General features: G+C 32.7%; 5 protein-coding genes. All 5 read right to left on the reverse strand.

Annotated elements, in window-relative coordinates; translation table 11 throughout:
- The 5 genes from BUE10_RS17255 to BUE10_RS17275 all read right to left on the reverse strand — a co-directional run bounded on the left by BUE10_RS17255 (position 1) and on the right by BUE10_RS17275 (position 14,873).
- Positions 1-7,392, reverse strand: a complete 7,392-nt coding sequence (locus BUE10_RS17255) for a hypothetical protein (protein WP_073487092.1) — start codon at positions 7,390-7,392, stop codon at positions 1-3.
- 330 nt (positions 7,393-7,722) lie between these two features.
- Entirely contained in the window at positions 7,723-8,898 is a 1,176-nt protein-coding gene (locus tag BUE10_RS17260) for a hypothetical protein (protein WP_073487094.1), read from the reverse strand.
- Positions 8,899-9,317: 419 nt separating this feature from the next.
- Entirely contained in the window at positions 9,318-9,548 is a 231-nt protein-coding gene (locus tag BUE10_RS23900) for a hypothetical protein (RefSeq protein ID WP_143187740.1), read from the reverse strand.
- 139 nt (positions 9,549-9,687) lie between these two features.
- Entirely contained in the window at positions 9,688-12,696 is a 3,009-nt protein-coding gene (locus BUE10_RS17270) for a hypothetical protein (RefSeq protein WP_073487098.1), read from the reverse strand.
- Positions 12,696-14,873, reverse strand: a complete 2,178-nt coding sequence (locus tag BUE10_RS17275) for a hypothetical protein (protein WP_073487099.1) — start codon at positions 14,871-14,873, stop codon at positions 12,696-12,698. The genes BUE10_RS17270 and BUE10_RS17275 overlap by 1 nt, the downstream gene beginning before the upstream one ends.
- Positions 14,874-14,891 lie beyond the last annotated feature (18 nt).

The raw sequence follows: 14,891 nt of genomic DNA on the forward strand, positions 1-14,891 counted from the left end.
TTAAAGATTTGTATTTTCTGATAGTTGTACCTCTATGTTTTGCTTGACAATAGATTCTGTTAATGCTGTTCCTCCATTTTTCCACATTCTGTAATCAAACTGAATGTTTAGGTTTTCCTTTGGAATTATTTTGCTGTTTAGCATAATTAAAGCCTGTGAATAATCTTTAGAATGCAATACTTTATATCCAGTTTTAGGATTTAGTGATTCATCAACAACTAGAATTGAATCCTTGATTTCTTCCAAAGGCATTTTAGGAATATTAAATGGCTCCGGATTACGAACTAAAAGAGCGATGATATTACCAGTATTTGTGTCGATAATTTTATTGATCTCGGTATTTTGTGCCGGATCAAGAGGAGACATTTTTAAGATTCCTTCAATGGCACGATCAAATGAATGCTGGTATTTTGATGCCATCGAATCACTTAATGTGTTAGCCTTATTTTCTGCGAAAACCAAATGATATAGGCTGTCAATTTGTTCCTGAACTACATTAAGTTTGACATCATATAATGCTCTTTGTGATTGATCTTCACTTAAATAATAACTTTCAATTTGTTCTTTGAAATCTTTGTAACGAGAAGTCTGGAAACCAAATTGGTGTACCAATACGTTTTTGCTTAAGCTGGTAGTTCCATTTTGTGCATCATCAAAAAAGTTATTTACTAAAACTGTATAAAGTTTAGAAGGTTTTAAATCAGTTAATTTTACTTCGTATCTATATGATTTTGGTTTTATAGGATCGCCCCAAGTTAAACTACATCTCATTGCTGATTTATCAGTAAGAATATTGTTTATCAATTGAATACCTAATGGAATTCTAGGATCATTATCGTCTTTCCAATCATTAATTGTTTCAATTGGTTTTGGATATGCTATTTCTTCATTTTTAAACGGATATTCGATAAGCAAATCAGTCAGCGGGTCTTTAATAAAAAGATTTATTTTTCCTTTTATTTTAGGTACGTCTTCATCATTATATGGTCCCCAATCTTTAAACATGTGATATGCATAAGGATTTGTAAAAAACAAAGAAACTTTGCATTGTTCATTTCCATAAAAAGCAGGTTTCGATTGCAATAAACTTCCATCGGCATTTGGGTAAGAGCGATTGTAATCTAAATATTGTCTTAATGAAGTCAATGGCGATTTCGACAACTCAGTCAACTCGTTTTTAACTGGCGGCTGTTCATTAGGCTTTACTGGTTTATCAGGAACCGGATAATGACCTACTGGTCCTAAAGTTTTAAATCCATAGAAATAATTAAAATCTTTTGTGTCTTTGTCATCTACTGTGTCAGTTAAAGTGAAGTCTAAACAATACGTTGTATTTGGTCTCCAAATTGGCTGAACAGTATGTTCTACTGCAGTTTTCATTGCTTCTCGATCGTCTTCTACAGCTTTTATTTCAGGAATGGTTGTATTATGGAAATAACTTTCTTTACTCAGCCATTCAACACTTTGAATTGAAGTTGTATAATCTAATTCAGGATCTTCTTCAGCATTTCCGTTAGAACAAATCATCTCATTAACCGAAATTAATTTTGAATTTTTTGGAGCTCTTGTATAATTTACTTTTTCAACTAATGCTGCTGTTGTTACACTTGTCATTTCAGTTGTTAAGACTGATGCAGAAGTAGTTATGGTAACTGTTTGTTCAGGATATAAAGAACAATTATCAAACTGATCAGTAAACAATGAAAAATAAACACCTTTTTCTTTTGGTTTAGATGAAAGCATCAGAATCTCATTTTCAGAAGGTTCATTTTGAAGATGAATAATTGATGCATTTTCTAAGTCATTTCCTCTCTTAATTAATCTTGTAAGTACTAATGCTGAACTAAATACAAATAGATACTTCGTGTTATAAGCTACAATCGAATTATCTGCCAGAGTACTGTTTGATAAATAAATTGGAGAATCAAAAACGGTATCTTGTTTTACAATATCTAATGAATTTCCTGTAATTTGAGCTAAACCAAATTTTTCATCTGTGAACTTAACGGTAACTAAAACTTTTCCGTTTGCAACGACAGCATCAATAATTTCAGAAACTGAAGGATCAGAAATAACCTTTGTATCCATTACCTCAATTGCATTTGTACTCGTGTTAAGATTAAAATGAATAATCTTTTTGTCTTTAGTAACTAAACTAAACTCAGCAGCATTATGCTGCAGTACTTTAATGGCGCTTCCATTTACTTTTACACGCTTAATAAGAGTACGATCGGTTCCGTTAACCCAATTAATTTGTGTTTCGGTTTCTAATGCATTAACCCAAAGCAATTCGTTATTTGCAAGAGGCAGTACTTTGTTGAATCCTAAAGAATAACTGTTTAAATACTGTACTCCAGAAGTTAAATTCAGTTCATCATCAAGCTCCGTAATAGTCATCGCAGCAATAGGCGATGTACAGCCAATAATAAGATCAAAATCAACAATAGCTTCTCCAATTACTTTACATTGCTTCGCATTCAATGCCTGAGTGATTAGTAAATTATGATTTACAACCTGCATTGAAGTAACAACTCCATTTAGCAAACGTTCTCTTAAAATAGCTCCTTTTGAATCAATTTGTAACAAAACCGTTGTATCAACTTTCGGATGAAAAGCAATAATGTAGGTGTCATTGAATTTAATTACTTTATCAAAAGCATAAATATTTTTTCCTTTATATCCATAATAATTGGTAAAAGTCAATTTATTTGGAGCACCTATAGATGGATTATCATTTCCGGCATTAATTTTTAATGATGCTAATTCAGCTAATAACTGATTATATTTAGTCATATTACCTGGTAAAGAGATAGAAACTTCACCCGTTTCGCTGCTGTATGTCTCGTTAAATAAAGCGGCTATTTCATTTCTAATTTCATAAATACGTTTTGCATTAGGCGATAAAGGAATAATTACAATTTTATCAATTTTAGTTTTTGATATTGGTTCATTTTCTTCACTTAATAATTTTATGCATTTTAACAATTCAGCTTTAGTATAAGTTAAATCATATTGGGCTGTATCAGTATCTGTTTTTTTAAGTTTAATTGGTTTATACGAAACTGATTTTGCATTATTTTCAGTAATAGCAGTAAAGGCTTTTATGACAACTTCTTTCGCCTGAGTTGTTATTTGGAAAATCGGCTCAATTGCTGAATCCGGAAAAATAACTTCTAACTGATTATTGTTTTTGAAAGACAAAGATTTATTGTAACCATGCGGGTTTGTTTGTCCCGAAATACTCATAAAATCTAAACCTTCAATTGTATTATCTTCAGTGATTTCTGAAAGTTCTCCGATTAATTTAAAAAACAATCCATTGATTTTATCTGCTTCATGTTGAGATGGAACATAATAGCGTAAACCAATTTGTTTGTTAAGGAAATCAGTATGTTTTGGCTCAATTTTCACAGAAGGACAGAATAATTTAGACGAAGTAATCCCGAATTGTTCCGGAACGTGCCATCCAGGTTCAGCTGCACTTAAGAATGAGAATGGATTGGTTCCTAATACACGAATACTATCATATTGATCAATTGCTTTCTGCCATTGTGCCCAAGGTAAATTGCTTAAATCTTCGGTTGTATCTATATTTTTTACAGCTTCAAATGGGTGATAATCTTCCCATGCTGAACCATTCCAAGATTTTATTCCAATAGATTTAATTGCATATTGATGTTTAACCTGACGTGGCTTCTTAGCTGTTTTAGGATTATCGTCTTTTGGAGGCATAAAATCGGTATAGTTTTTAGCATCTCCGGTATAACCTCCAATTTTGTGAGACAATTCAGGATTTGGTAATACTCCTTTTGCCATTTTAATATCGATGTACGTATCTAAAGGAATTACTTGTGTAATAAGTTCTGCTTTAGGTAATCCATCTTCCCCAAATTGATCTTCGTTATAACCTAGTCCTAGTTCATCTTTTGATTTGAAATAATCAAGTGCAAAAGCTTGATTCGTAAGCATGTGTACACCTTTTACATTTTCTAAAGTTCTGTTGTCAACTCCATCACCAAATGTTCCTTTAGGGAGCGGACTGTAAGGTGTACGATCAACAACTCTGTTAATATCCCATTGAATTTCGACTACAAAGTTTTTACGGACTCTTATAAAACCAATTTTTACACGAACACTCAACTCCAGTTTAGCATAAATTAAGAATGGTCTGAATGATTCTACAGAGAAAATAGTATCTAAAACAATCTCCACATTAATGATCCAAAGTTTAATTTGAATACCACCGCCGGCCGTAATATATCCGCCCATTTGCGGACGCTTGAAAGAAATTTTTCCACCAAGTTCCAGGTAAGCCCATAATCTTACTTTAGCAGGACCAAAACTTTGCTGTAAATTAAAATCTAACCTGGCACCGGCTTCAATTCCCTGAGCCGAAAGCATAATAAAGGCTTTGGCAGTAAATAATGTCAAAATTTCTGCAGTAATTGGATCTTTTCGAGATCCGATATTTACATACCACGGTTTCTGATTTTTAAAGAAGAATCCGGCTTCTAATAAAGCATGAAGTTTAAAGATTTCACCGCTGTCTTTTGGAATACTAAAATCTGCTCCGGCTGCCAGTTCTAATGAATCATCGCCAAATGCAACCATTGCAAAGAATGGAGGATTACTTGGATCATCTTCAATAAGTCCTAATCGTCCGGCAACAACATTTAATCCCGCTTCGATATAAAATAACGTAGGCAGAGATAATAAAAGCATTGCTCTTAAAGACAATACATGTCCGCCGTCTGCAACGGTTCCAAAAGTAGCTCCGGCTCCAATAGAGAACGGAGAATTGTATTGCATAGAATCTGGTGGTCCGCTGAATTTTCTAATATTAATACCTGGTTTTGGAGCTTTGTAAAACTCATACCAAGAGTTATCTTTTTTCAATCCTGCAGCTTCTTTTGTTGCAACATATCTAAACCCTAATAAACCTCTAAAAGCAGAAATAGCAAGGAATCCAAGTGGAATAGGAGTAGGCAGTTCGATATGAGCATCAATTAAGAATGCTGGGTATTTTGGCATAAAGCGCATTCCAACACCACCAGAGATTTTTGCTTTTGGCAGTTTTAAACCAACTTCACCAATAAACTCTTGAGATTTTCCAGGTTCAGGAAGTGAAATCATACCATTAATGATTGCCATTGCAGAAGCTTCTGTAGCTGTTCCCGGAATAATTAAATCAACTTCAATAGTTTGAATTCTTAGGAAAGATTTTGCTTTACGATCGTCTTCATCATTGCCATCCGTAGGATAGTAAAATTTCACACCTTCTCCACGTGCGTCAACTCCAAGTGGGTTGATGCTGATTGCTCCGTCAAAGCCCCAGAAATTATATTTACGGCCGTTAATTTGAGTTGAACCAAAACTGATGTTGGTAACCGCCATTTGAACAGGCCCAAGATTTACAGAAAGACTGATAGGAATAGGAATTGAGCCTCCTTCAACTTCAATATTTCCATCACTGTAAATTCGAAGTTTTTCGATGTCAAATCCCTGACCTTTCATAAGGTTTCCAATTAAAGAACCTTGAGGAAATGAAATATGACATGAAGTACCTATATAAAAGTCATCGTCTTGTTTTCCTAGTTCGAAACTGTTGAAATCAAATTGTACGAGATCGAATAAGTTTGCTGTAGGCTTATTTTCTTTAGGGAAAGAAGCGGTAAGGTTGAAGTCGCCATCATCTTGTAAGTGACCTTCAAGATCTATTTTAAAAGCATCGTTCCCCTTTTTGAATTTTTCAATTTCTAAAGCACCCTTTATATTAGAACCAATTACTTTGTTTTGTTTAAATGAAATATCAAACTTATTGAAACCAATTTTGAAGCCTTTGTTTGACGAGCCAATTGTTTTCCAAAGTGTATTATCATACAACTCCAATAAAAAGTTCTGATAATCTTTAGCATCTGTAAAAATATATGTTGTAGAAGGTTCAATAGGCGAAACTACTGAAGAAAGTGTTGTTAGCGATAAAGGATAATCAAATGCATAAGGAGTTTTTTTAGTATTTAATTCTTGTAAAAAAACAAGTAAAGAGGCATAATCAGCAATTTCTTTTTTATTTGCCACACCACTTTGATCTTTTTCGAACATCGTGATGGGGTAATTAAAATTGAATTTGTCATTGAAATAATTGAAAGCACCATTTGAGCTTGGAACTGTCTCCAAATAAATATTTCCCGAAAGACCGCCAGAACCCACTAATAAATCAGAAGCACCAATTTTTAATGTTGGAGTTGTACTTAGTGGATTTTCTTCAATTTTGTTAAACCATGTTGAAGGCAGGGTAACTGAAACGGCACGCATATAAACTCCAACGAAATCGTTTGGACGCCCGTCTGCATCAGCTTCAGGAATATTTGTTTTTTTGCTTAAATCTACTTTTAAAGTATCTAATTGAAGAATTAAGCCCGTATTGCCAATCATGGCATATTCCGGTTTTAATGATCCGCCTAGTTCTAATTGATAACCAATTCCTTCTTCAGTATCAGCATACAATTGTGCCTGGCCAAATACAAACATTGATTTTGCTGTTGGATCTGGAAGAGACTCACCTTTATCTGTAACAGGTTTTAAAATGTTTTGAGGAAACTCAATACCGGCACTTAAGGCTAAAGTTGCTTTTGCCTTTGGTGTAATAATTCTTTTAATATGAGCTTCGATACCATCAGGAACAATAATGTTGTAGAATTCCTGTAGTTTTTGTTTTGTTGCGCTTAAATCTGATTTTAAGATATAAGTTGCAAATAATAATAGCGAAATAGATTCTGTAATTGCTGGATTGTTTTTAATAAGCGTGATTACAGCATTAATAGATTGTTCAGTTCCTTCTGGGAATTCTAATTTTTGTACTCCAGTTAAATTCTCAATATCATTAATATCTTCTAAAAGCTGTTCGTATTTTGTTTTTCCTTCTTCAGCTTCAATAAAAATGTTCAGCATGTGGGCCACAACTTGTTCTTCGCTGATGCGGAAAACTTGTAATCCTACCGAATAAAAATCTTTTATTGAAAAAGAGAAATTGCTTGAACTAAAGGTTTTTAGAAAAGCTAAAATTTCCCACTGGTATTCTAATGTAATTGGAAAAGAGGAAATAGACGAATCGCCGTCAAGATCTGGATTAAGTACCAGACCTAAACCAAATGGCAGGGGAATCGCGAGTTTTTCGCTTGTTACAATATCAAGACTGTAAAAAGCCGAATCGCCGCGATATCCTTTTGAATATTGTAAGTTTTTGTAATGAATTTTATTGAAAATGTCATTTAAGCCATTTTCTACAAAGGATAAAAACTCCGGTAAGTCATCTACGGTAATTACCTCAGATAATCGAGGATAATACCTTGCCGTAGGAATTGGAGTAGCTGGAATTGGATTAGTTGGCATATTCTAATTTGTTTTTGACTTTAATTTTCGTTCGTGTTTTTGCATGATTAAATTCTTGTTTTGATAAACCAAATTGAGTATTCAAATAATGAATAGATTATTTGATGATCAGGTTTATTGTATTTTTTGATTTAGATAATGCCTCGAAAAAAGCAGCTGAAAAATTGATTTTTTTGCAGTATTTTCCTTTTGATAGTGTAAAGATCAGCCTAAAAAAGAGGTTTAAAAAACAGCTGCTTAGTGGTTGAACATTGATGTTCTGGGGCTTTACAGAGTTGTAAAGGAAGTGGATATAGATAGGTTAAGTTTTGTAGAAAGAGGGTGGTAAATTTACATTCTTATTCTCTCTATTAAAGTTGAGGTTATTGATGTATAAACTCTTATTGCTTGATTTTTTCCATTTGCATTTGTAGAATCAGCAAACTCAGTGCGTCTTCTACAAAAAATTTGCGCAGATACTCCATTTAAGTTTTTTGGACTTGCCGGATTTGCACTATCCCATACATATATACCGTTAAACAAACCAACATTTGAATCCCATGGGGCATAAGTACCAGTAAGCATTGCAGTAGTTCCTGTTACATTAAGATTATCTATCAAAACTAATTCGCTTATTGTGCCTGGACCCCAATACGAAGAAGACAGAAGAGCATTAGTGAATTTTATAACAATTTGAAATTTGTTTACTGTTGGCGCTATAGTTCCGCCGCCTGCAACTACGTCACCAGCGCTTCCCATCATTGATAATTTTGCCAAAATACTATTAGACAAACTACCAGCATTGAATGTGCCCAATAGTGTGTCAGTTACTGTGTTTGTTGTAATATAAGGTGATGGAGTGTCTAAAGTCTTTTGTCCACCATTCAATATGATTTTAATGTAACTTCCGTCATCTTCAGTAAGCATATATCTTACTCCGCTTCTTGTTGTCCAGAGTTTTCCAGAACTGTCACGTTCAATAGCCCCATTTTGTGCTGTATTTGTAAAAGTACCAGTAGGTAAAATTAAAGGAGGGTAATTTATAGTACCAGATGCCAATGTAACTTTATTAGTAAAATTCCAAGCTCCGGAAATAGTTTGAGCCTGAGACTTAACCCACGTCCACCAGTTGAATAATTTCAATCGGCTGATTACTTTTTTATCTTCAGTTACAGTTGATGCTATTTGCGTTTCTGCATCTGTTGCTAGTGACGCCGTAAGCTTTGTATTTTCTAAAGTTTTTCCCATTTCAGCAGTCAAAGCTTTCGTTGTTCCACCAGTTGTAAGATCATTCACTAAAGAAGGCGGAGATATGTTGACATTATCAATCATATCTTTTAATACTTTTCCTTGTCTGGCATCTAAAGCTTTTCCTTCGGTTGTGCAGTCAAGTGCGTTGTATTTTTCGGTTTGAAGATTATTTACATCATTAAACTCTAGTTCACCTTTTTCGTTGGTTATTAAAATTTTGTTAGACTTATTTGTTTCTAAATCTGCCACTTTGATTCTGTTGTGATTTGTACTCATTTTTAATTAATTATTACGGGGTTTTTAAATTTATAGGCGTTTATTAAGGCTTATGGGGGTTACCGTAATTTATTCTGGTTGATTTTTGCTTTTAGAGAGGATGTTTTTTGCCTTCTTTTAGCATATTTTCAACCAAAATGGATTGTTTTAAAAATTGTGTTAGTGGCGTCACAATAAATTTATTTTACAGAATCTGTAAAATATTTGGGTAATTATTGGCTTTCAGAAAAGCCAATAAGGGGTTAGGGAACTTAGTTTTAAGTTCCGGATTGGGTTTTTTAAAATGTGATTTTTTGGGGTTTGTTAGATTATCATTTTCTGGGAAGGAGAATGATGTTTTTAAGATAGCTCAAAGACTTTTTTGTCTCTGAGCTATTATACTTTGTGTTCACGAGCGGGACACTCGCACTAGCAAGGGATTAGTTTATAAAACTTAACAATGATTCTAAAATTTCTTTAATATCAGTAAGAGGAAAATTCTCTAAAGTCTGATCATAATGATCTTCTAGAAATAAGTCAAAAGTCATATTACTTTTAATTATTCCAGTATATTGTTGCAGTCCTAGTTCTACACTCCATTCTTTATCTTCAGAGGAAATTAAATTTCCGTTTAAAGCTAAATCTAAAGTTATGATTAAGTCTTGTAACATTTTTTTTTGCTTTATGAATCTAGTTAAGTAGATTGCTAAATTTAATGAATTACATGTTATTTTAATCTCTCCATCGATTTGTTTATAAAATTTGATTCCGTAATTTTTTAAGATTAATTTATTCATATTTTTTTTAAGTTTAAAAGGTTTGAGGATATATACTTTGTAATTTTCCTAACAAGGGATTTGAATTATTACTTAAATACACGAGTTCTAGTGTATGATTATCAGTTGCTTTTGAGAAATAAGTGAATGAATACTGACCTAGGGAATTTTGTTCCACTTTGCTAGGTTTTAATCTATCAATTTTTGAAAGTGCATAACTCATTTCTTCATTTATTCGTGCTGTTGAATAACTGGAAGGGAAATATACATTTTCTCCTTTTTTAGTTGCAATACTACTTCCACTTCCTTTAACAAAATATTGGCCAGTATGTGGATCTATTAAATCTGACATGTTTCTTTGAATTTTACCTTGTTGATAAGAGTTTAAAACATTATTAGGATTATTATATTTAGGGGGAGGATTGACCCAATAAATTTCTCCCTTTTGTAATGGATTAGAAACTGTAACAGGAGTGTCTCTCATTGCAGTCAGATTATGAGACCCGGTAATTTTAGGTTCACCAATAACTGCATTACCTCCTCTAAGTTTTATTTCAAAATGCCCTTCATGAATATGTTGTAAGAGATTAGAATCATTTCTTATTATATGAAAGCTTTCTAAAAACTCATATGTCCTATGGTTTTTCAAAAATTGAATTTCATTCTGCCATACATCTACCCAAGTGTAAAATTGAGTTTCCCCATTAACAATACGAGAATGCTTGAAATCCATTTTTATCCATTTTCCTTCTTCTTGAACATTGTAAAAATAGTTAAAAAATGCAAATTGTTCATCTTTGGCAAAACCGTTAAATTTAGTTATGATTGTTTCGCGTGCATAATCTGGAAGATTGTTTAACTTTAAATGCATTAAATCTATTAAAGAATCTATATCATAGATTCCTCTGATAGCATTCATAGTGTCAATATCTAAACCATGAGGTTTTCCTAATGTGATTAATTTCCTTTCTTGTGTTAAAACGTCTGCTGCTGCACCATAAAGTCTTTTTTTGATAAATGGATTTGAAACCAGTGAGCTAATTGTCAAAATTCCAAGAAAAGTATTCAGCCTTTGTGTAAATTTTTGTATATCAGGATCAGGATTTGTATTTCCTATATATGAACTAATTGCAAGTGCATTTCCCGCAGTAAATTGTATCAAACCGTTTACTCCAGAAACTGCTTCCCAAAATAATACAGTTTCTGATGCAGTGGCTGCACCAGTCCAAACAGCCCTTGTTTTTGATAAATAATTCAAGTATTTTAGACTTGATAATTCACCAACTCCTGTTAAATTTAAGGCAACTTCAACAGCAGTCATTGCAGCAAAATCAATTTTTTTTAGATCGCTGTAATCTTGCATATAATATAAGAAAAATACAGGAATTCGAGATGTAGGGTCATCTATATTGATGTCATTTTTAGGATTTCTAAATTCAATTAAATCTAAATCTGGTTTAAACCCAATAATTGAAATAGGTTGAAATAAATCATATACTCCATATACATACGAATATGGCATTTTATGCTGATTGTTATCCTTAGGGGAATTTGTTGTTATCGTTGTTTCTCCTTTTTCAAGTATAGTAATTTTTCTCCCTTTTATACCTTCAATTTCGTATTCTATATTTGTTGAACTGAGAAAAGCATCGTTTAATTCTCCAAATGATTGATAAAGTAATACTGCTGGAGAATTCTCGCTGTTATAATATTTTGTTTTTTCTATTGAACTTCCTGAATCAATAATTAATTTCATATAATATGATTCTGGGAATAGGCCAAAAGCGTTTGCTCCTAAAGTATATGATGGATCAGCATATTTTGGATTGTATTTAGAAGATTTCCAAATTTTATATAATGTTAGTACGAATTTTTTTCTATTATCATTAGTATTAAAAATGTTATAATATCTACCAGATCTGTTGTCATCAATTTTTGAATATAATATTTCAAAAAGGGTTTGCTGTGTATCGACAGTATTAGTTTGATTATAAACATTAGCAACCTGATATACTTGAATTTTCATAAGTCTATCTAGTAAATCATTTCTATCTCCAGCAGGTACAGAAGAAAAAGTGAAAGATTCGATAATCTTTATAGCTAACTGCTCTCCATTATTATTTTCAGTTAATCGATGACTATAATCACTTATATTTTCTAATAAATCAACTTTGTCATTCATAGGTACAGTTGCTAAAGCTTCGGCAGAGAGACATCTTGCTAACCAGTAAAATTGCTCTTTTTTAGGAGCTTTTTTGATAGAAATTTGATTTGCATAAAAGCCTTCATAGAAACTAGTTAAATTTCTCATATAATCTTCCAAAACTTTAACAGTTGGACTTACAAATATTGGCTGATTACTCCATTCAGATTTTTGACTGTTTATATATTGACCAAAATCACTACTTGTTCCTAATTCAATAGAATTAAATATATTTTCTATTGAGTTGATTTGAATAGCAATCTTTGCGATCAAAAACGCTTTTGCCTGTTTATCATCTACATCGGTAAGTGGCGTGACAAATAATCCAATCTTATGATTGTAAAATTGCATGGCGGTATTATTCAATTGAACGTTTACCCCTTCTATAGGATCCGGAAAAACTCCAGTTGGAATTTTAATCTGCCAAGTTCCATAATCAACAATTTGTATATTAGGTTGATGTGGCCATTTATATGTTTCAATTTTACAGAAATCAGTATACGGGGCTACCACTTTTAGTTTTTTAACAATTATTTCATCTTCAACAGATGCTGGTTTAAAAGGGTACTTATGATGTTTTAGTTCATAGAGTTTATTTTTATCGATAAGATATTCTAGAAAAAAATCTTCTTCATAAAAACCGCCTACAACATCTTTATCTACTTGTCCAACAAGATCTACATCCCTGAAATCTTCCTTTACCGTTTCTCTAAATTTTTTCGTAACTCCATTAACATTAGCTTCAAACGAATTTAAAAAGCCATATATACTATATTTTGGGTTAAGTAAACCAGTTAATTTAATAACTTCTCCTGATTTTAATATTGCTGCTTGTTCCATTATACAGATAAATCTAAATCTAACATTAATTCTTTTTTTAAGTCTTCTTTTACATACTCACTATATTTTTCACTAAAATGATATTTTCGATCAAGGGAGTAAACAAAAACAACACTTTCTGGTTCAGATAATTCTGTTTCACCATTTGTGTTTTCAGCTACAATCGCAACTTTGTATTTCTGATATATAATATTTTCAGGTGAGATCAATTCATTTCCATCCTCAAATAAATCAATCAAAAACAAACGAGGATTTTTTGTGTCATCAGTAATTAATGCTTTTATAGCATCATTTTCATCTTTCGTTAATCCCAGAATAATTTTATTAGGTGTAGAGCCATCCAGCGTTTTTAATTCCAGCCCGGTAATCGTTTCAGTACTGTCTGTAAACAATTTCAAATTATAGTAATAAGGATCTGGTAATTGATACGTTTTACTTTTTGTGACCGCGCCGCTTGCAGAAGCTGTTGTTTTTGTATCTGGCGTTGTGCTTCCGGTTGCAGAAACAGCATTGTTCATAACATCACCTGCTTCTGTTAGATAAGTTACACGAGCAACTGTAGGTGATTCTTCAATTCCGGTTTCAATAACATCATTTACTGTGAGAGTTTGTACAATAGAAATTCCCTGCTGTTTTTTATCGTAAAACTCATTGATAAGATTTAGTTTTTCAGAAGTCATTCTCGAATAACTGTCATCGCCGTTTAATTTTAATAAAGGTTCTGCTTTAATTAAACTAAACACATCATCAAAAAAGTTAGCTTGTCCGTTTACAACTACTGGATCTCCATTTTCATCTAATACTTCTCCAGCTTTATAAGTATTGACTTTTCCCTGATAGAGCAAAATACTAAGTGCGGCAATATTTTTACCCTGAACGGCTGGAGTTGTAAGCTGAATTTTAGCCGTTAAATCTGTATAATTTCCTTCTTCATCAGGAGGTAATTGTAAACCGTCTGCATTAATGAAATTATCTTTTTGTGCATTGGCAACTTTGGCAATCTGTCCGTAAAAAGCAGTATTGTTATTGTTATCGGTTGCAAATTGTAGATAAAGGTTATTTGTTGTAACTGTATTTGCTTGCTCTTGTTTATCAATTAAAACTGGCCAGCCATCCGTGCCATAAGTTATGGCTGTCATTGGGACAATTCCTTCTGAATTCGCTAATAAACCTGTTTTAAGATTTTCTGGACCATCGCCAATTTTGTAGTTTCCGTAAAAATCATAACTGCGCGTACGATCACTCTGAATATAGACATACCAATAGTTTTTAGTGAAAAAATTATTGATAACACTATTGAAAATCTCAGCGCCTTTTTTTGTTGTTTTAGTTCCTGCACTGACAATATCTACAGCATATTCTGGAACAAACAAACCATAAAAAGCAGCAATATCAATAAATTGAACACTTTGCTCCCTCTCTAATTTTTGTTTATAAGGAGTATCGCCTGTAACCAAAATTGAAGCAAATGCTTTACGAGCATATTTTAAATTAAAATCAAACTCGCCATTATTAAAATTATGTTTGTAATCGCCGTAATTTAGAACAACATCAATTCCGCATTCTCCCTGAGCAAATTTTCCCAACGATTTTCCTATATCAATCATAGGAAGTTCGAAATCGTCTGTTTCGTCGAAAGTATTATTCGCTTCAACAAATTCAGACTCTTTAAAAAAGAAACTAGAAAGTGGAATTGCTAATTCTGTTGCTTCCTCTTCCTCAGTTGGATTGTCTTTATAACCAATGTATTTAGCAGCAAAATCTGGTTTTTGAATAGGGTTGTTTTGAGCATCTTTACGATTATCGTGAAAAGCATCAAAATCAATATTAATCTTATTGATAAAATCAGACGTTTGTCCTGTTTGCTGAATTATTCTAGGATTAGAACCCGCTGTAAAAAAATCACTTCTTTGCAGTCCTCTATAAATGAAATATTTAATATTTAACCCAGGAAATGGCTGTTTGTAAGGACGAAGAATAAGATTTACTTTATCAGGACTGCCTGTTTGAGGCTGCACTAAAACAACTCCTTTGCAGATTGCATAAGCCTTTTTGGGAGAAGCTAATGAAAATTTGGAGGTCAGGTTAAACTCGGTACTCGATTGAGGACCAAAAGCTTGCTCGCGGCTTTGCGTAAAGCCTCCTGACTCCACGAAAAAATGAGACTGTGAAGACATATTTAAATGAATTATTTA

The organism is Flavobacterium sp. CF108 (assembly GCF_900129795.1).
Lineage (GTDB): Bacteria > Bacteroidota > Bacteroidia > Flavobacteriales > Flavobacteriaceae > Flavobacterium.

What these genes read in the sequence shown, in the direction of transcription:
- BUE10_RS17255 (WP_073487092.1), bottom strand. Translation starts at nt 7,392, where the DNA reads ATGCCAACTAATCCAATTCCAGCTACTCCAATTCCTACGGCAAGGTAT.
- BUE10_RS17260 (WP_073487094.1), bottom strand. Translation starts at nt 8,898, where the DNA reads ATGAGTACAAATCACAACAGAATCAAAGTGGCAGATTTAGAAACAAAT.
- BUE10_RS23900 (WP_143187740.1), bottom strand. Translation starts at nt 9,548, where the DNA reads ATGTTACAAGACTTAATCATAACTTTAGATTTAGCTTTAAACGGAAAT.
- BUE10_RS17270 (WP_073487098.1), bottom strand. Translation starts at nt 12,696, where the DNA reads ATGGAACAAGCAGCAATATTAAAATCAGGAGAAGTTATTAAATTAACT.
- BUE10_RS17275 (WP_073487099.1), bottom strand. Translation starts at nt 14,873, where the DNA reads ATGTCTTCACAGTCTCATTTTTTCGTGGAGTCAGGAGGCTTTACGCAA.